At 40.6% G+C, this 19,553-nt stretch carries 20 protein-coding genes; 19 read left to right on the top strand and 1 reads right to left on the bottom strand.

The features are described from left to right. Positions 1-243: 243 nt before the first annotated feature. From AC6CIB_RS19605 to AC6CIB_RS19580, 6 genes are all read left to right on the top strand, one after another. Complete coding sequence (locus AC6CIB_RS19605; RefSeq protein WP_498283550.1) at positions 244-864, top strand: stage V sporulation protein AA; 621 nt, start codon at positions 244-246, stop codon at positions 862-864. Next, a complete protein-coding gene (locus AC6CIB_RS19600; RefSeq protein ID WP_498283548.1) occupies positions 854-1,276 on the top strand; it encodes a stage V sporulation protein AB in 423 nt (140 codons plus the stop codon). Before AC6CIB_RS19605 ends, AC6CIB_RS19600 begins: the two co-directional genes overlap by 11 nt. A 22-nt stretch (positions 1,277-1,298) precedes the next feature. Next, positions 1,299-1,868 (top strand): stage V sporulation protein SpoVABEA, encoded by a 570-nt coding sequence (spoVAEA, locus tag AC6CIB_RS19595; RefSeq protein WP_498283546.1) that lies wholly within the window; start codon positions 1,299-1,301, stop codon positions 1,866-1,868. Further along, positions 1,861-3,339, top strand: coding sequence for a spore germination protein (locus AC6CIB_RS19590; RefSeq protein ID WP_498283544.1), 1,479 nt, complete (start codon positions 1,861-1,863; stop codon positions 3,337-3,339). Before spoVAEA ends, AC6CIB_RS19590 begins: the two co-directional genes overlap by 8 nt. 77 nt (positions 3,340-3,416) lie before the next feature. Then, positions 3,417-4,718 (top strand): diaminopimelate decarboxylase, encoded by a 1,302-nt coding sequence (gene lysA, locus AC6CIB_RS19585; RefSeq protein WP_498283762.1) that lies wholly within the window; start codon positions 3,417-3,419, stop codon positions 4,716-4,718. Positions 4,719-5,081: 363 nt separating this feature from the next. Further along, on the top strand, positions 5,082-5,456 hold the full coding sequence (locus AC6CIB_RS19580) for a GNAT family N-acetyltransferase (RefSeq protein ID WP_498283542.1): 375 nt from the start codon (positions 5,082-5,084) through the stop codon (positions 5,454-5,456). Between the two features lie 28 nt (positions 5,457-5,484). Here the strand turns inward: AC6CIB_RS19580 and AC6CIB_RS19575 are convergent, their stop codons facing one another. Continuing rightward, a complete protein-coding gene (locus AC6CIB_RS19575) occupies positions 5,485-6,006 on the bottom strand; it encodes a DUF309 domain-containing protein (protein WP_498283540.1) in 522 nt (173 codons plus the stop codon). 183 nt (positions 6,007-6,189) lie between these two features. Between AC6CIB_RS19575 and AC6CIB_RS19570 the strand changes: the two genes are divergently transcribed. The 13 genes from AC6CIB_RS19570 to AC6CIB_RS19510 all read left to right on the top strand — a co-directional run bounded on the left by AC6CIB_RS19570 (position 6,190) and on the right by AC6CIB_RS19510 (position 19,283). After that, positions 6,190-6,948 (top strand): segregation/condensation protein A, encoded by a 759-nt coding sequence (locus tag AC6CIB_RS19570; protein ID WP_498283538.1) that lies wholly within the window; start codon positions 6,190-6,192, stop codon positions 6,946-6,948. Next, positions 6,941-7,534 carry an SMC-Scp complex subunit ScpB gene (scpB, locus tag AC6CIB_RS19565; protein ID WP_498283536.1) on the top strand — a complete coding sequence of 198 codons (594 nt, stop codon included), beginning with the start codon at positions 6,941-6,943 and terminating at the stop codon, positions 7,532-7,534. Before AC6CIB_RS19570 ends, scpB begins: the two co-directional genes overlap by 8 nt. Before the next feature lie 293 nt (positions 7,535-7,827). Next, entirely contained in the window at positions 7,828-8,988 is a 1,161-nt protein-coding gene (locus AC6CIB_RS19560) for a D-alanyl-D-alanine carboxypeptidase family protein (protein WP_498283534.1), read from the top strand. Next, positions 8,981-9,574 carry a nucleoside recognition domain-containing protein gene (locus AC6CIB_RS19555; RefSeq protein WP_498283532.1) on the top strand — a complete coding sequence of 198 codons (594 nt, stop codon included), beginning with the start codon at positions 8,981-8,983 and terminating at the stop codon, positions 9,572-9,574. The genes AC6CIB_RS19560 and AC6CIB_RS19555 overlap by 8 nt, the downstream gene beginning before the upstream one ends. After that, the gene (locus AC6CIB_RS19550) at positions 9,575-10,102 is read left to right on the top strand and encodes a spore maturation protein (protein WP_498283530.1); all 528 of its coding nucleotides are present in this window, start codon (positions 9,575-9,577) and stop codon (positions 10,100-10,102) included. A gap of 148 nt (positions 10,103-10,250) precedes the next feature. Further along, the gene (locus tag AC6CIB_RS19545; protein ID WP_498283528.1) at positions 10,251-10,982 is read left to right on the top strand and encodes a pseudouridine synthase; all 732 of its coding nucleotides are present in this window, start codon (positions 10,251-10,253) and stop codon (positions 10,980-10,982) included. Positions 10,983-11,241: 259 nt separating this feature from the next. Next, the gene (resA, locus tag AC6CIB_RS19540) at positions 11,242-11,772 is read left to right on the top strand and encodes a thiol-disulfide oxidoreductase ResA (protein WP_498283526.1); all 531 of its coding nucleotides are present in this window, start codon (positions 11,242-11,244) and stop codon (positions 11,770-11,772) included. Positions 11,773-11,806: 34 nt separating this feature from the next. Further along, positions 11,807-13,474: a cytochrome c biogenesis protein ResB gene (resB, locus tag AC6CIB_RS19535; RefSeq protein ID WP_498283524.1), complete on the top strand. Its 1,668-nt coding sequence runs from the start codon at positions 11,807-11,809 to the stop codon at positions 13,472-13,474. After that, positions 13,458-14,633: a c-type cytochrome biogenesis protein CcsB gene (gene ccsB / locus AC6CIB_RS19530; protein ID WP_498283760.1), complete on the top strand. Its 1,176-nt coding sequence runs from the start codon at positions 13,458-13,460 to the stop codon at positions 14,631-14,633. Before resB ends, ccsB begins: the two co-directional genes overlap by 17 nt. Positions 14,634-14,758: 125 nt before the next feature. After that, positions 14,759-15,475: a response regulator transcription factor gene (locus AC6CIB_RS19525; protein WP_498283522.1), complete on the top strand. Its 717-nt coding sequence runs from the start codon at positions 14,759-14,761 to the stop codon at positions 15,473-15,475. Further along, the gene (locus AC6CIB_RS19520; protein ID WP_498283520.1) at positions 15,472-17,238 is read left to right on the top strand and encodes an ATP-binding protein; all 1,767 of its coding nucleotides are present in this window, start codon (positions 15,472-15,474) and stop codon (positions 17,236-17,238) included. Before AC6CIB_RS19525 ends, AC6CIB_RS19520 begins: the two co-directional genes overlap by 4 nt. A gap of 280 nt (positions 17,239-17,518) precedes the next feature. Next, a complete protein-coding gene (sigX, locus tag AC6CIB_RS19515; protein WP_498283518.1) occupies positions 17,519-18,073 on the top strand; it encodes an RNA polymerase sigma factor SigX in 555 nt (184 codons plus the stop codon). Next, on the top strand, positions 18,045-19,283 hold the full coding sequence (locus tag AC6CIB_RS19510) for a hypothetical protein (RefSeq protein WP_498283516.1): 1,239 nt from the start codon (positions 18,045-18,047) through the stop codon (positions 19,281-19,283). The genes sigX and AC6CIB_RS19510 overlap by 29 nt, the downstream gene beginning before the upstream one ends. Positions 19,284-19,553 lie beyond the last annotated feature (270 nt).

Below are 19,553 nucleotides of genomic sequence, written 5' to 3'. Positions count from 1 at the left end.
TTGAAACGACAAGGTTATTTTTAATTTATGAAATGAATACAACAGTTGATTATCTATTGCCCCCACATTCGCCCTTTGAAATTGTTGCCATTTACAAAAGCTCAAGAACCTTCAAAATCTATACTTTTTCTACTTCCTCATCCATACATCTCAACCGGCCACACGCAGCCATTACATAAATTATTTCCGTTAATCCATACTATTGGTACGAAGGGAAAATCATGTTTTCAGGAAGTGAACTGCATGGAAGGTATTTTGTATATACGCTTACGTCATCGAGTGCAGGTAAGAGAAGAGAGTACAGTCAAGCTTGGACAGCTTGCTCAAATCATAGCACCTGAAAATATTCTAGAAGAATTAAGGCAAATCCCGATCCATCAAGTGACAGCATCTGATAAGAATATCATTGTGGTCGATGTGATGAGGGTGATAAGAGAAATATGCAAGAACTTCTCGGATCTTGATATTCAAACGATTGGACCCACACAAAGTATTATTGAAGTGATCTATGAAAAAAAGAAAATCTCTCTTCCGCTCTTCATTGGCGTTTGGTTACTATTATTCATCGGTGCAGCCCTAGCAATTATGAATTTTCATGAAGATGTAAGTATGAGGGAAGTTCATCAAAGGCTGTATCATTTTGTAACTGGGGATGAGGATCCTCATCCATTACTGTTTCAAGTTCCCTATTCATTCGGTTTAGGCCTTGGGATGATCTTATTTTTCAACCATGTGTTTCGAAAGAGACTTAATGAAGAACCCAGTCCACTAGAAGTTGAAATGTTTAATTACCAGCAGGATTTAGATCAGTATGTCATCATGCATGAAAATAAAGAAAGTCAGAAAAAATTAGATGACCATTAGCATATTGATTACAGTATTTATTGGTTTTGCTGGTGGACTGGCAGTCGGTTCCGGGTTTGTAGCTTTTCTAACTGTATTAGGAATCATCCCAAGGTTAACTCAGTTAACAAAAACAATGAAAATGATTCACCACTTTGAACTGGCTGTCATTATTGGTGCACTGGCTGGAGGATTTGTCAGCTTAAATAATTATACGCTGCACTTTTCCCCGTTCGTTCTTATGCCCATCGGTTTAGCGAGCGGAGTGTTCATCGGGCTGTTGGCGGCTGCATTAACAGAGGTATTGAACGTGTTCCCGATCCTCGCAAAGCGAATTGGGATTGAAGGTCAAATCGTCATTCTCATTATGGCGATTGTGTTTGGGAAAATTGTCGGCTCACTTTTTCATTGGCTCTACTTGGTTCATCAATAAACAGCAAGAGGCAGGGGTTCGTATGGACGACAAAAGAAAAGTGATCTTGGTTACAGATGGCGATGAATATGCCAAGCGGGCAATCGAGTGTGTGGCAAAAGAGTATGGAGGACGATGTATCTCAAGCTCTAAAGGGAATCCTTCTGTATTATCAGGACCAGAGATTGTGAAATTGATCAGAAGAGCAAAGAATGACCCCGTCTTTGTGATGTTTGATGATAGTGGATTTATTGGAGAAGGTGCAGGCGAAAGGGCACTAAAGCATGTTGCGAACCACCCTGGCATAGACGTGCTCGGAATCATTGCGGTAGCAAGTAAAACCAGGCAGGCTGAATGGACAAGAGTGGATGTGTGCATTGATAAATTTGGTGAATTAACTCCATATGGGGTGGATAAATTTGGTGTTCCTGAAATGGATTTGGGAAGATTAACTGGTGATACTGTTTATTGCCTTGATGAGCTGGATGTTCCCGTTATTGTCGGAATTGGTGACATAGGCAAAATGGCCAAAAGGGATCACTATTCACAAGGTTCACCCATTACGAAAAAGGCTGTTGAAATCATCTTGGAAAGGAGCGGATATCATGCCTGAGAAAACGAAAGAAACACCGATATCAAAAGATTTAGCTGTTATAGAAGAGTACATGAAGAATAATGTAGGGTTAAACCAAAGCTTTGATTTAGGTGTACGTAAACTCATGGTTTTGAAAAAAGGAGTGCACTTCTACTATATAAACGGGTTGACTGATGCCTCCTATATTATTCAAATCGTGGAGGAACTCGTTGAAATCAATGATCATGAGCGTGCAACGAGCCGATTATATGAGATTGTACATAATCGCCTTGTTCATCAATCGGTTGAGCCGGTTAAAACGATTGAAGAAGCAGTTGACGAAGTGCTATCAGGATTAATAGCAGTCTTTGTCGAAGGCTACGAAGAGGCAATCATTGTGGATGTTCGTAGTTATCCCGGGCGACAGCCTTCAGAGCCTGATACTGAAAAGGTAGTCCGTGGTTCCCGTGATGGATATGTAGAGAATATTATTGTGAATACCGCTTTAACAAGACGAAGAATTCGGGATCCACGATTGAGGTTTGAAATATTTCGTATCGGAGAACGATCTAAAACCGACATTTCCATTGCCTATATAAATGATGTTGCAAATCCCAGCTTAATTGAAGTCATCAAGAAAGAATTGAAAAGTATAAAGATCGACGGTTTAACGATGGCGGATAAAACGGTTGAAGAGTTCCTTGTGAAGCAAGGATATAATCCATATCCTCTCGTTCGCTACACAGAAAGAGCAGACGTCGCAGCCACTCACTTATTAGAAGGACATGTTCTTATTTTTGTAGATACTTCGCCAAGTGTCATCATTACACCAACGACTTATTTCCATCACCTTCAGCATGCGGAGGAATATAGACAATCACCGGCTGTCGGGACCTTTGTCAGATGGACTAGATTCCTTGGGATATTAGCATCGCTATTTTTACTCCCGCTATGGTATCTCTTTGTGTTGGATCCTTCTCTCTTACCTGAGGTGATTAAATTCGTAGGACCAAATGAACAGACGAATATTCCCGTTATTGTTCAGTTGTTCATAGCGGATTTCGGGGTTGAAATGTTCAGGGTGGCCGCCATTCATACCCCAACCCCATTATCCACTGCAATGGGGTTGATAGCAGCAGTCTTAATTGGACAAATAGCCATTGATGTAGGGTTATTTCAACCGGAAGTCATCCTTTATGTAGCCGTTGCTTCCATAGGAACGTTCGCAACACCAAGTTATGAATTGAGTGCCGCGAACAAGATGGCCAGACTGTTTCTTCTTATTGCAGTAGCCTTCTTCCATATCCCGGGACTGGTGGTGGGTACCACACTTTATATCTTATTCATTACAAATATAAAATCTTTAAATACCCCATATCTATGGCCGTTAATGCCATTCAGTCCTATAGCATTCATGCAAATCCTGATTCGCCGCTCAATGCCAGGAGCGAAAATCAGACCTAGCATTGTGCAGCCGAGAAATAAGTATAAGCAGCCGGCGAAATCTTAGAAATATTGCAACAACTCTCATTCTGTGGTAAATTACGTTTAATTAGCAGAGCATTAAAGAGGGGAATGAGACGTTTCATGCATCTTCATGGATCAGCAGAAATAAAAAATGGTCATCTAACGATAGGAGGGGTGAGTACCTTAGAACTAGCCCAAAAATATGGTACACCCCTTTATGTTTATGACACTGCCCTCATTAGAGAACGGGCAAGAGGTTTTAAAGAAACATTTGATTCCCTTGGAGTGAAAGCAGAAGTTGCCTATGCCAGTAAGGCATTTTCATGTATCGCGATCTTTCAATTAATGAAAGAAGAGGGATTATCACTGGATGTGGTTTCAGGAGGGGAGTTATACACTGCCTTAAAGGCAGGATTCCCTCCTGAACGCATCCATTTTAATGGAAATAATAAATCTGAAGAAGAACTGATGATGGCCATTGAAAACAACATAGGTTGCATTGTAGTCGATAATTTCTACGAGCTGCACCTTGTGAATGACATCTCACGGTCCACTGAAAAAGTGACGAAGGTCTTGTTAAGAGTGACGCCTGGGATAGAAGCCCATACTCATGATTATATTTTAACCGGACAAGAGGATTCCAAATTCGGATTTGATTTGGGGAATGGTCAAGCCCGGGATGCAATGAAAATGGCGATGAGCTATGACGGGATTGAATTGTTAGGCCTGCATTGCCATATTGGCTCCCAAATATTCGAGACGACAGGCTTCATTCTTGCTGCTAAAAAAATTATTGAGAAGGTGGCACAATGGAAATCTCAATATGATTACGATCCGAGAGTGATTAATTTAGGCGGTGGATTTGGAATACGCTATACGAAGGATGATGACCCGATTCCACCTGCACAATATGTGAAGGAAATGATTACGGCTGTAAAAAAGGAAGTGGTGAGATACAACCTTGAAATGCCGGAAATTTGGATCGAGCCAGGCCGTTCCCTTGTAGGTGATGCAGGGACCAGCCTGTATACATTAGGGTCAAGAAAAGAAGTGCCCAACATCCGAAAGTACTTAGCCATTGATGGGGGAATGAGTGATAATATAAGACCGGCTCTCTACAAGGCAAAATATGAAGCGGTGATTGCGAATAAAGCAGATCACCCCCCTGAAGAAACCGTGTCAATCGCTGGTAAATGCTGTGAATCCGGAGATATGTTGATCTGGGATTTACCCGTTCCACAATCAGAATCTGGTGACACTCTTGCTGTATTATGTACTGGTGCATATGGATATTCCATGGCGAATAACTACAATCGTATTCCCCGTCCCGCTGTCGTATTTGTCGAGAATGGAGAAGCAAGGTTAGCTATTCAAAGAGAGACATATGAGGATATAGTTTCACTTGATGTAACGTTTAAATAAGCTGGAAACATAGTCTTTAAGTATATCGTACTTAAAGACTACTTTTTTTGTATTTTTAATTACATACTTTAACAAATATTGATTTTACTATACAATAACAGTGACGTATATAGGTGAATATAGTGTAGACAAAGGAGTCATATATGAAGATCAGCAATAGGGGATTGTTCTTGTTTTTATTAGTATCCGGCATAGGATGGGGAGTCATCTACTGGCTGTTCCTGGCGGGAAACTGATTGGTTAAAGTTGATTAATAAAAGTAAATTTAGTAAGATAAATAAACGTTCATATCATTTAAATTTCTAGTTTTTGTCTATAATAGGAAATAAATAGATTAGGCATAAAACATAACGAGGGGTAAATATGTTAATTCGGTATAAAAAGGCGTTTGAAAAGATCGCAATGGGATTATTATCTTTCATGCCAAATGAAAAGGATTTGAAGAAGCTTCAACAGACGATGAAGCAATACGAAACTGAAGATAATTGGCAGCTCTTTTTATGGAAAGAAGAGGACATAGTAGGTTTAATTGGAGTATTCAAGACAGATAGCACTTTAGAAATTCAGCATATATCCGTTAATCCATCCCATCGGCACGAAGGAATTGGGAAATCAATGGTGAAGCATCTTAGAGACATGCATACTGAGCATGAAGTGAAGCCGAATTCAGAGACCGCTTCATTCTTTGAGAAGTGTGACGGAATCGATCAAGAGAAAGAAATAGACGAGGAACAATAAAGAGGACGGCCACCGCATCAGCAGGTGGTCAGCCTCTTTTTTTTCGTTGTAATGCATTTTTTCGCTCTAAAATCACTTCTGAACGGTCACGCAGGGAATGACGATGAATGAGCTCGTTATTCTTTAAATCACTTGGAGAACACCAAGAGTACCCTTTGTCCTCACATAGTGATTTGACCTGCTTTTGTAGAGAAGCATCCGTCAGGGGGATATTGATGCTGTTATAGGGTTGATTGGTTCTTACTCCATGGGTGATATCAACGAGCTTTTCCTGAAGTTTGCCAGGGTGGATCCCTAGTCGGGAAAGTTCATCCTGATTCAGTTCGATATTTTGGACGGCTTTCTTAAATGTCCGGGCTGCTCCTGAAAGATTACCTCTTCTGTAATGATATAAACCCACGGCAACCTGGATTAAACCTACCCAATGGGAAGAACGGTTCTTAGGATCCACATATTTCCAATGCTCTTCCAACACTTCATGGCACTCGAAGTAATCACGATTTCCGTGGAAATACATTAAGAATTCTAAGTAAGGTTGAGGATAAACCATGTGAGTCCCTCCTTTATTATTAAATAGCGTTTGAGTATTTAAAGTGTAGCATATTCTACATCTTTGCCAAAACGACAGGTCCATCCTCTTTATACAAAAACTTTCTATTGGAGAATAGTGGTCAATCTACTATACTATTAAGTAGCGATCAGGAATGACTGTAATTAGAAATTTGGTGATAAAGTGGAATACAATGTGAAGATTGACGCTTTTGAAGGTCCGTTAGATCTTCTTTTGCATCTGATTAATTCGTTGGAAATTGATATATATGATATTCCTATGGCTCAAATTACTGAGCAATATATGTTATATGTACATACGATGAAGAGTTTGCAACTTGATGTTGCCAGTGAGTACTTAGTGATGGCGGCTACATTATTAGCGATTAAAAGTAAAATGCTTCTCCCTAAACATGATGATGGCCTTTTAAACGATGAAATTGAATTCGAAGAGGAAGATCCCCGTGATGAATTAGTAGAGAGGTTGATTGAGTATCGCAAGTTTAAAGAAGCTGCCAATGAGCTGAAGCACCGTGAGGAAGAACGGGGACAAGTGTATACGAAACCTCCAAGTGATCTCTCGGAATTTACGGAAGAAGTGAATTTAAAGAATAGTGAGGTTCAAGTGTCTTTATATGATATGTTAGGAGCTTTTCATAAACTATTGAGGCGTAAGAAGTTGCAAAGACCCGTGCAAACCAGGATTACCAGACAGGAAATATCCATTGAGAAAAGAATGAGTGATATTCTTTATAGTCTGCGAAATATCAAAGAGCGTACATCCTTTACAAGTCTTTTCCCATCTGATAATAAAGAACACCTCGTGGTTACTTTCCTTGCCGTGCTGGAATTAATGAAGAGAAAACAAATTATTGTCAATCAAGAAAAAAACTTCACGGAAATCTTTGTTGAAGCAGGAGAGGAGGTAGGTCTAGTTGAATAGTAGTAATTGGAGAGGGATCCTTGAAAGCTTATTGTTTGCAGCTGGTGATGAAGGTCTTTCACTCAAGCAAGTCTGTTCTGTTCTGGAAATCGGTGATCAGGAAGCGATGGCTGTGATCGAGGAGTTAAAGTCGGATTATGAAAAAGATCCCAATCGGGGGATTTATATGATTGAGATAGCGGACACCTTTCAATTGGTGACAAAAAAAAGTAACGCCGATTACTTAAAGAAATTGGTTGAATCACCAAATGTAAGCTTTTTATCACAAGCAGCTCTTGAAACACTTGCGATTGTCGCTTATAAGCAGCCGATCACGAGGATGGAGATTGAACAAATCAGAGGTGTCAAAACCGAGCGTCCCATTCAGACCCTTACGTCAAAAGGACTGGTGAAAGAAGTTGGAAGAGCAGAAGGAACAGGTCGTGCCTACCTATTTGGAACGACAAAAGAATTTCTGGACTACTTCGGACTGAAGAGAATAGAAGAACTTCCTCCCTTACCTGAGAATATCGAGGACGAATTCATGCAGGATGAAGCGGACTTGTTTTTTGAGAAATTTCAGGAAACGATGGAATCGAAAGAGTAGAGCAGAATCAAATATAAATGGACAGGCAGGGACTCAGCTATATGATATGAGCTCCTGCCAGTTTTGTGAGTCTTCTTTACATAATCTATCCTAGAAGGATTAATCGAATTTGAGGACGAATCGGACCAAAAAGAATAGAATGACGAAAAGACACAGCAGAGATATTCTGTTGTGTCTTTTCGTGGGTTAAATGACAGAAATTGAACCTGAGTGAATTCCGGATTTTCATTCATATTACCCCTTGTCCTGCATAAACTTGTACAAACACGTTAGAATTAAAGGAGTAGATGGGTGTGAATCAAAAGAGAGTGAAATATTACATATATTATATTCTTATCCTCACTTTGCTATTTGTAGTAGTTTCCAATGAAGTTCAGGCCGCACCTTCTGTTAGTTCACAGCGGGCGATTTTAATGGATCAGGAGACGGGTCGGATTCTTTTTGAAAAGGATGCCCACAGTCAAAGTCGGATTGCAAGCATCACAAAAATCATGACGGCGATTCTTGCGGTTGAATCCGGAATGATGGATAAGGAAGTAACGGTATCTTCGAATGCTGCTGGCACGGAAGGTTCCTCCCTTTACCTAAAAGCGGGAGAGAAAATCAAGCTGGAAGATCTCGTGTACGGGCTTATGCTGAGATCCGGGAATGATGCAGCAGTCGCTATCGCAGAATCTGTTGGAGGAAGTCTTGACGGGTTTGCCTATATGATGAACGAAAAGGCGAATAAAATAGGAATGAAAAATACGCATTTCTCCAATCCCCATGGTCTGGATGATCATGAAGACCACTATTCCACTGCTTACGATATGGCAGTTCTGACTAGATATTCAATGGAGAATGAAGTATACAAGGAGATTGCAGGAACAAAAGTGCATACAGCACCAAATCCTGAAGAAAAATGGGACCGTAAGTGGAAGAACAAAAATAGATTATTAACAGAATTGTATAAGCATAGTACGGGAGGGAAAACGGGATATACAAAACGAGCCAAAAGAACGCTTGTGTCCACAGCTTCCAAGGATGGGGAGAACCTGATTGCCGTTACACTAAATGGACCTGATGATTGGAATGATCATATTGGAATGTTTGAATACGGATTTAAGCAATTTGATTATAAGGTCGTCCTGGAAGAAGGTACGATTGAAAAAATGGATGACGAAATATATAAGAATCATGCCTATCTTAAACGGGAATCTGTCCTAACACTTCAAAATGATGAAGTGGATGATGTGAAGGTAGAGTACAAAATGTTAAAGCCTAAAGAGGAATGGTTAAAGAATAAAAATGTACCTGACGTAGTAGGGAAGGCTGTTGTGTATTTAGAAGACGAAGAAGTAGACACTCTTCCCATTTTCTATAAAACAACGGATGAAACAGAAAAAGAAAAGAGCTGGTGGAAATTCTGGGCCTACTCCTTTGAGTCCTTTATAGGGGTCAGCGATCATGGTTAATCTCATTTGGGTTGGGATGACCATCATTGGTTTAGTGTTCGCCATTATCAATGGGAAGATGAAAGAAGTAAACGAAGCCATTTTCACTTCTGCAAATGAAGCCGTTACCCTCTGTATAGGGTTGGTCAGTGTATTGGTGTTTTGGTTGGGAATCATGAGAATTGCCCAGGAAGCGGGATTGTTGGATAAACTGGCCAGGCTATTCAGGCCATTTGTCACCCGGTTGTTTCCGGAGGTACCTGATAATCATCCTGCAATGGGGTATATATTATCGAATATGATGGCCAATATGTTCGGCCTTGGAAACGCAGCAACACCTCTCGGGATCAAAGCGATGGAGCAGTTAAAGGATCTTAATGGAGGAAGAGACTATGCCAGCAGATCGATGATTACTTTCTTAGCGATCAATACGTCAAGTCTTACCATCATACCAACAACGGTCATTGCGATCCGGATGAAATATGATTCAGCTTCCCCGACTGAAATTGTAGGACCAACCTTAATTGCGACCATGCTCTCGACCATAGGAGCCATACTGATAGACCGTTATTTTCATTATAGACGTACTCGTAGAGAGGTGAAGTAGATGCAATGGATATCCACGATTTCATTATGGTTGATCCCCATTATGATCGGCTTCATTTTAATCTATGGAACCCTCAAAAAAGTACCTACGTATGAAGTGTTTGTCGATGGGGGAAAAGAAGGCATTAAAATTGCCGTGTCAATCATTCCTTTTCTCATTGGGATGCTTGTAGCCATTACCATTTTTAGAGAATCGGGAGCACTTGAGTTCTTTGTGAACCTCATCCGTCCGGGATTGCTTGCACTCGGGATTCCGCCTGAGATTGTGCCTCTTGCCATTATCAGACCCATTTCAGGAACAGCTGCACTGGGGATGATGAGCGATATAGTCGCAACCCACGGACCAGATTCCTTTATCGGAAGACTGGCTTCAACCTTACAGGGAAGTACCGATACGACCCTTTACGTATTGACCGTTTACTTCGGGGCGGTAGGGATCCGGAAAATGGGAGACGCCCTGAAGGTCGGATTACTAGCCGACATCGTCGGAATCGTCGCAGCCATCTTCATCGTCACGATCATGTTTTAATGGTTGGCATCTATTAATAAAGGAAACAATAAGGTATAAAGAAATCGACTGAAAGCCGTCGATTTTTCTTTATACCTTTCTATTTTGCCTGGATTGTGTAATAATTCATGAAGACAAATGTATTGAAAATTAAATGAGGTGAAAGACCGTGGAACGATTACAAAAGGTTATTGCTCATAGTGGCGTAGCGTCAAGACGAAAAGCTGAGCAATTAATTATAGAAGGTAAAGTAAAGGTCAATGGTGTAGTAGTGAAAGAGTTAGGAACCAAGGTTTCCAATTCCGATAGAGTTGAAGTGACAGGGATTCAGATTGAAAGAGAAAATAAAGTATATTATATGCTCTATAAACCAAGAGGGGTCATTTCAGCTGTGACTGACAACAAAGACCGTCAAGTCGTAACGGATTTCTTCCCTGAAATACAAGAAAGAATCTATCCGGTAGGAAGACTGGACTATGAGACGTCAGGTATTCTTCTTCTAACCAATGATGGGGATTTCGCTAACTCCCTGATGCATCCAAGTAACGAAATTGAAAAAACGTATGTAGCGAGATTAAAAGGGATTCCACCTAAATTCAAAATCAGAGAACTTGAAAAAGGGGTTAAACTGGAGGACGGCATGACGGCTCCAGCAAAAGTGAAAGTGTTAAGCATTGATAAGAAACAAGGGAAATCCATCGTCGAAATTACCATTCATGAGGGCAGAAACCGCCAAGTACGAAGAATGTTCGAAGCCCTTGGATATCCGGTTCAAAAGCTGAAACGAGAAAGATATGCATTCCTTACTCTTCATGGGTTGAACGCAGGTGAAGGAAGAGAACTTACTCCCCATGAAGTGAAACAGCTAAGAACACTTGCTGAAACGGGAAGCATTCGATAATGAATAGCATGGAAAGTGTCACATATCCTTCATATAATTTACACTAACTATAAAGTGATAAATGATATAATGAGAAAGGAATTTTACCCTGAAATCCAAGGGATATTTCCCTGCTTATTATGAAGGAATGGAACATTACATTATGGCAGGGACTGATCTCATAAGAGAATTCTTATGAAATCAGGCCCTTTGCTACTGTAAAGAGAGAAAAAACATTTCCATTTTTTGAGAACGATTTCAATATGGGAGGCACACGTACATGGATAAGAAAAAACGCAGATTACTCATCCGGACAATTATTCTCATTGTATTGACTTCTGCGGTTGCATATACCCTGTATGCAAACTTTACGAAGGATGATAGAGGGAAGTTAAAGGTGGGAGATCATGCGCCTGACTTTGTATTAGAGGACATGGAAGGGAATAAACATCGTTTGTCCGACTATGAGGGACAAGGGGTATTCCTGAATTTCTGGGGAACATGGTGCAAACCATGTGAAAGAGAAATGCCTTATATGAATAATCAATATGCGAAATATAAAGATCAAGGTGTACAGATATTGGCTGTTAATGTGGGGGAATCGGATTTCCTTATCAATCGATTCGTATCGAAACACGGGTTAGAGTTCCCTATTGTAGTAGACGAGGAAGAAGAAGTTCAAAACGCATACGGTATTGATCCGTTACCAACGACATTCCTCATTAACCCTCAAGGTGAGATTGAAAAAATCATTACAGGAACCATGTCAGAAAACGATATCATAGAAGATTTAGAGAGCATTAAGCCTTAGCTCAGCAGTTTAACTTGATATAAGGAGTTTTAACATGAAAGAGATCAAATGTGTATGCGGTCATGTAAACCCGAATGGTACCGTTCTCTGCGAATCCTGTGGACGTGCTTTAACGGATGAAGCGAAGAACGAGAAGCTTCATGACATGCGATATGAGGGTAGTGCAAGACGTTCCCAAACGTATAATAAAACGATTGTCGACAAGATTTGGAATTTCTTTTCATCTGTTAAGGTTGGCGTATGGTTAATTGTCATTACACTTATCGCCTCTGCAGTCGGCACGATTTTGCCTCAGGTACAGTATATTCCGAATGGACAGCCAGCAAATGAGTACTATGAAGATGTATATGGTTTTTTTGGAGAATTATATTATACGTTAGGGTTCCATGATTTATATAGTTCATGGTGGTATCTACTGTTAATCGCATCGATTGGAGTTTCCCTCGTGATCTGCAGTCTGGACCGGGTGATTCCCCTCTATCGTGCCCTCAAGAATCAACGTGTTTCCAGACATGCCGGTTTTCTGAAGCGTCAACGAATCTATGGGAAAACAGAAATGGTAGAGGTCAATGATTCTATAAGTAAGATTAAGGGAAAATTAACTCAAAAAAAATACAAGATCCGAGAAGAAGACGGAAACATTCTTGCAGAGAAAAATCGTTTCTCGAGATGGGGTCCATATGTCAATCATATCGGTCTTATCATTTTCCTTTTCGGGGGCATGCTGCGATTCGTTCCCGGAATGTATGTTGATGAAACCGTGTGGATCCGTGAAGGTGAAACAAGGGCCGTTCCTGGTACGAAACAAGAATATTACTTAGAAAATAAAGGGTTTACGCTAGAGACATACGATAAAGATAAAGACAAAGAAGTATTTGGGGAAGCCATTGATAAGAATGGAACCATCGCAAAGAATTTCCAGTCTGACGTGGTACTGTATAAAGAATCCGGAGATAAACTTCCAGGACAAACGGCTGACCGGGAAGTGGAAAAAGAGGATTCCATTAAAGTCAATCACCCACTTAAATTTGGGGATTTTGCTGTATATCAAACCAGTTACAAGTTAGACGAATTTAAATCAATGTCCTTTACATTTGATAATAAAGAGTCAGGGGACAGCTTCGGCAAATTTACCGTCGATCTATTTGATCCTCAAGATACCTATGCATTTGAAGAAGGTTATAAAGTAGAATTAATGGGCTATTATCCTGATTTCTCTGGATTTAATGAACAAGGAGAGCCACAAACCAAGTCTCCTTTACCGAATAATCCTGCCTTCCTTTTCAAATTGTTCTCGCCTGAAAAACCCGATGGCGAAGTGAGCTTTGTAGGAATCCAGCAAAATCTGGAACCGCTTGGTGACAATGAATATAAATTGTCATTTGCGGGTGTGGAGACGAGAGATGTATCTGCTTTAACCGTTCATAAGGATCTCACTCTTTGGATCTTAGCCGTTGGTGGAGCCATCTTTATGATAGGTGTCGTACAAGGTGCTTATTGGCACCACCGAAGAATCTGGATCAGGCGAAGTGAAGATGGAGTCATTGTGGCCGGTCATACGAATAAAAACTGGCATGGATTAAAAAATGAAATCAACTTCGTTTTGGAAGGTACTGGAATACAGGAACCTGATGATCAACAACAAAAAGACGAAGCAAGGAGGAATGAAGATGTCAACGATAACAATGGCAGAGTGGAGTAGTAATTTACTCTATGTATCCTTCATAATGTATTTGATTGCTACGTTGTTTTTTGGTGGAAGCATCCGCCAAAAAAATACAACTGAAACGAATCAGCAAAAGTGGGGATTAATTGGAATTGTTTTAACCCTTATCGGATTTGCCGCTCAATTAGGCTACTTCTTTTTAAGATGGGGGGCAGCAGGACATGCTCCTGTAAGTAATTTATTTGAATTTACAACCTTTTTCGGAATGATGCTTGTTGGAGCCTTTATTATTCTTTACTTTATGTATAAGACAACGATTCTGGGTGTCATTGCATTACCATTTGCACTTTTGGTGATCGCCTATGCCAGTATGTTCCCTAAAGACATTAGTCCATTGATCCCTGCTCTTCAAAGTGATTGGTTGAAAATCCACGTCACAACTGTTTCAGCCGGGGAAGCCATTTTATCCATCAGTTTTGTGGCAGGGTTAATCTACTTATTGAAATCAGTGCAACATACAAAAGGAAGCAAGCAATCGTTTTGGCTTGAAACCGTCATGTATTCTTTAGTTGTCGTATTAGGGTTTGTGGTTGCATCAACTGCTTTTACCCTGGGGAATTACGAAGCGAATTTTCAATATGTCAATCAAGAAGGGGCCGAAGCGATTTCTGAATATACACTCCCTGCCCTTGTCGGACCCAATGAAGGCCAATTATTAACCGACAATGTAATGAAGCCACTGGTAGAAATGCCAGCCATTATTAACGCTAAGAAACTAAATACAGTTATTTGGTCGTTTCTGATTGGAACTGGAATTTATCTTCTATTACGCTTAATCTTCAGAAAGCGAATAGCTGCTAAATTACAGCCATTGGTGAAAAATGTGAATCTGGACCTGATGGACGAAATCGGTTACCGCTCAGTATTAATCGGCTTTCCAGTCTTTACACTGGGTGGGCTCATCTTCGCCATGATCTGGGCTCAAATTGCCTGGACTCGCTTCTGGGGATGGGATCCTAAAGAAGTATGGGCGTTAATTACATTCTTATTCTATGCAGCATTTCTTCATCTACGCCTCTCCAAAGGATGGCATGGTGAGAAGTCTGCATGGTTAGCCGTCATCGGGGTTGCCATTATTCTATTCAACCTGGTGGCTGTGAACCTTATTATCGCAGGATTACATTCATACGCTTAAACAGTCGATATAACGAATGGGAGGGAGCTGACTATAACGAGAGTGATATTCTCTTTGAGTCAGCTTCTTTTTTCATATAAAATATAGGATAATATGGTTTAATTAGACAAAAGGGGGATATACCCATGGAGGGAAATATTCGAATTTTAGTTGTAGATGATGAAGACCGGATTCGTAGACTTTTAAAAATGTATCTTGAAAGAGAAAACTATGAAATTGATGAAGCCGAAAATGGAGAAGAAGCATTAGCGCTGGCTCTGGAGAATAATTACGACTGTATCTTACTGGATATCATGATGCCTGGGATGGATGGGATCGAAGTATGTAAGTACCTTCGTGAAAAGAAAGCGACGCCCGTGATCATGCTTACTGCTAAAGGAGAAGAAGTGAACAGAGTACAAGGGTTTGAAGTGGGAACCGATGATTACATAGTGAAACCTTTTTCCCCTCGCGAAGTGGTACTGAGAGTGAAAGCGTTATTAAGACGTTCTTCAAAGACGAGCTTCATTCAAACCGATGCGAAGGCGAAGGACCTGATTGTCTATCCTCATCTTACGATCGATAATGATGCCCATCGGGTAACCGCTGACGGTAAAGATGTGAACTTAACACCAAAAGAATACGAGTTGCTGTATTTCCTTGCAAAAGCCCCTGACAAAGTGTTTGACCGTGAGCACCTACTTAAGGAAGTGTGGCATTATGAATTCTTCGGGGACCTGCGTACGGTCGATACGCATGTGAAACGATTAAGAGAAAAACTGAATAAAGTATCCGAGATGGCTGCAAAAATGATTGTTACCGTTTGGGGAGTAGGTTACAAGTTCGAGGTAACGAATGAATGAGGCTGTGGCGTAGTGTTGTAGGGAAGCTGTGGCTAACGATTCTGCTCTTAGTTTCCTTTGTGTTATTTATCCTTACGATTCTTTTACTGGAATTCTTTCAAAACTATCACGTCGATGTGGTTGAAAAAGAACTAACTCATACTGCTGAAAAAGTGGCGAGAGTCATTGAGAATCATAAAGACTTGGAGCTGGGGATGGAACTGGGAAAAGAAATCATCGATGATCCAGTCAATATCATTATTTCATTAGATCAAAATGAATCACTTTATTCCCAGGATTCTACAGCGTTTCAAAAGAATATTCATGAGTATATTTCAGATGATAAACAACTTCAATCGGTAAAAACAAAAGAAATCACCATCAAGAAAGAGATTGAATTATCCTCGGAAATGTCGTCGAACCGATATGAAAATGTCATTATTGTAGGGACTCCTCTTCATATTGATGCAGAAGATGGAGCGGTATATCTCTATCAGTCTCTTGGTGTTATTAAAGATACAACCCGTCAAACAACGAAACTGATCTTGCTTGCTGCCGGGATTGCCATTATTTTAACAACCATCTTTGCTTTCTTCCTTTCCACCCGTATCACTGCACCACTGAGGAAAATGCGGGAAGCAGCCTTTGAGGTAGCAAAGGGTAAGTTTGATACAAAGGTTCCGATTTTGACGAAGGATGAAATCGGTGAACTTGCAACAGGATTTAACCAAATGGGCAGGCAGCTAAAGTTTCACATTAACGCATTGAGCCAGGAGAAAGAGCAGCTCTCCTCTATTTTGAGCAGTATGGCTGATGGAGTCATCACCTTTAATCGAGACGGCACGATCTTGATCACCAATCCACCTGCCGATCGATTCCTGCAACATTGGTATTATGAGCAAAGTGAAAACAGTGAGGAAGCCATCCCTACTACTGTAAAAGAATTATTGCAGAGCGTGGTCGTGACAGAAATGGAGCAGACAGGTGAATTGAGTCTGCAGGGTCGTTCGTATGTGGTGATTATCAGTCCTCTCTACAATAACAACAACATCAGGGGAGCCGTGGCGGTCGTCCGTGATATGACAGAAGAGAGAAGATTGGATAAGCTTCGGAAAGACTTTATCGCCAATGTCTCTCATGAACTCCGTACCCCAATCTCTATGCTTCAAGGATATAGCGAAGCGATTGTTGATGATATTGCTGAAACAGAAGAAGAAAAGAAAGAAATAGCCCGTATTATTTATGATGAGTCATTGCGAATGGGGCGTCTGGTCAATGACCTTCTGGATTTGGCCCGTATGGAAGCAGGGCATATTACTCTTAATAAAGACGTCATTGGTGTCATGCCCTTCACCGAAAGAGTGACGAATAAATTTATTGGGCTGGCCAAAGAAAAAAAGGTCTCCGTTTACTTCGAAAGTGATGTAGGTATCAAAAATGAGATTCACATGGATCCGGACCGAATCGAACAAGTATTAACCAATCTTATTGATAATGCTTTGAGACATACTCCTAAAGGTGGAGAAGTAACCGTATCCTTGACGGAAAGCAAGGGCGGTTATTTATTCCACGTAAAAGACACGGGTTCCGGGATTCCTGAAGAAGATCTTCCTTTCGTATTCGAGCGCTTCTATAAAGCGGATAAAGCCCGAACAAGAGGGAAGTCCGGTACTGGTCTGGGGCTCGCGATCGCAAAGAACATCATTGAGTCCCATAAAGGTCATATCCAAGTTCAAAGTAAAGTCAATCAAGGGACAACCTTCACCTTCTTTCTTCCCATATAACCAAGAATCGATGATATCCATAGAAACTTGACGATTTTTCTTGTTACATGGGAAACATTCTTTATTTTATCGCTGCTAGTAGAAAACGATGTTGAAAAAATGATGAGAATAAAGGGAAATATGAGAAGTCAACAGGGGATAAGTACCTTGTTGACTTTTTATTTGAGGTAAAACCTATATTAAATATAAGTCTTTCCTTTTTACCAAAAGAATACTATATTGATAGTGTGTAACGTTTTTACATAAAAAACGACTAATAAATTGACGGGGAGGGAAGCAAGTGGACTCCGTTTTTGAGAAATTATACTCTACTTATCATCAGGACGTCTTTCAATTCCTCATATACATGGTACAGAATAAGCAGCAGGCTGAAGATCTGGTGCAGGAAGTATATATCAGAGTGCTTAAATCGCATGAGCGTTTTGAAGGGAACAGCTCTGAAAGAACCTGGCTTTTTTCGATTGCAAAAAATGTAGCCATAGATCATTTTAGAAAACAGAAGAACTGGAAAAATCGGATATTGGATAAATTCGATTGGAGCCGGAATGATGTGACAGACGATGGAGCACTCCCGGAAGAAATTACTGTTGCGAAGGAAGAAATTCAGGTATTGTACGAATGTTTGAAAAACTGTTCGACGGATTATCGGATGGTCATTATTATGCGTTACTTACAAGAGCTTTCAATTATTGAAACATCAGAAGTCCTGGGCTGGTCTGAAAGTAAAGTGAAAACGACTCAGCATAGAGCCATAAAGTGGTTAAGAATTGAAATGAATCAACGGCTAACAAAGGAGGAAAGTGACATTGAAGCAGTCAGAATGGAAAGATCGTGATATAGAGGACCTCGTTAAAAAGCTTCCTCAAATCAAAGATGATCGAACTCCTCAATCAATATATGCGAAAATGGAACGTCAGAACAAAAAGACTTTCTTTGCTTTTAACCGTTTTATTCCAACAGTCGCAGCGTTGGCAGCCATTTTCATCATGGTCATGCTTGCTCCAACCGTATTAAATCAATTCAATGAAAATAGTATGGAAAAATCAGAAATGAAATCAACGGAATCATTAGGAGAGGAATCAGCAACGAATTCAGCACAAGATTCCTTGGGGAAATCAAATGATAAATCAGCAATGATACCAGACTCCGATAAAGATCAAATGACAGCCGAAAAGGATAATAACGAGCTTAGTATGGCTGAGACTGAAAAAGACCTTCAACCAACTACGGCAGAAAGATTATCTTTATATGCAGAAGACTTAGAAGGGCAGGACTACTATTCTTATGGACTCGTTTCACCGGAAGCGGTACCTGTTCCTATTTCAATTATCGACCGCCCGGCAGAAGGGGAAGAAGACTGGTTGACCCGTCATGAAGAGATTGCAGGTGAGTTACCTGAAGGCGAGTGGGGGATGGAAGACTTTCTCCCGTTAAAAGGGAAATTTACCTCGGGTGAAAACAAAGTCATTTTCACTTTGGATTCTGAGCATTCATATAGCGGCGGTAGTGCAGTGGAATACGCGTTTTACCATTCTCTATTATACTCATTTCAACATAAGGGGTTAAATGAAGTGGTTCTTCAAGAACAAGACGGCTCAGTTCCGGAATTCAGCTCCACCGGGGAATTCTCAAAAATCGATCTAAATGAAGCTGTTCATACGGCCTATTACCTATACTCGCCAAATGGAAGGGAACGCTTCCTCGTACCGGATAATATAAATAGAGGAAATGTCAAAGAGTCCATCCAGGCAATGAAACACTCAGAAACAAGCCTTTTCCAAAGTGTGATTCCTAAAAATATCAATATCAGTGTGACAGAATCAGAAGGAGATCTAACCATCAATTTCTTAAATGAACTGGACATAGAATCATTAGACAATGAAACAGCCATGGAAATGATTGAAGGCATATTACTGACAAGCAAAAGCTCCGGGTACGAAAGAGTTCAATTCGAAAACATTAAACAGGAAAGCTGGAATGGATTCATGTTCAACGAACCCATTGAGACTCCTATCAGTCCGAATAAGAAAACGTTCGAAAATTAGGTTATCACAGATAGACTGGAAGCGGGAAAGGAATCCGTTTCCGGTCTTTTTTTTGTATGAAGGGCATGTTCGTCTAGTCGCCTCTATGCAAGCCGCCTCCGCTTTAGAGATGTCTAGCTGCGCCTCCTAGTCCCTCAAGGTCACTTTGGAAAAATGGCATAAGGCAAAGTACGCCTTTTGCCATTTTTCCAAAGTGCTTGTCAGGCCTAACCAGTCGGCTCCGCTTTTCTTATCATCCAGCTCCGGCGGCTAGAGGCTCGAGGTCATAAG

The organism is Rossellomorea sp. GQ25, assembly GCF_059758515.1.
This window is presented reverse-complemented; position numbering and strand designations above follow the sequence as displayed.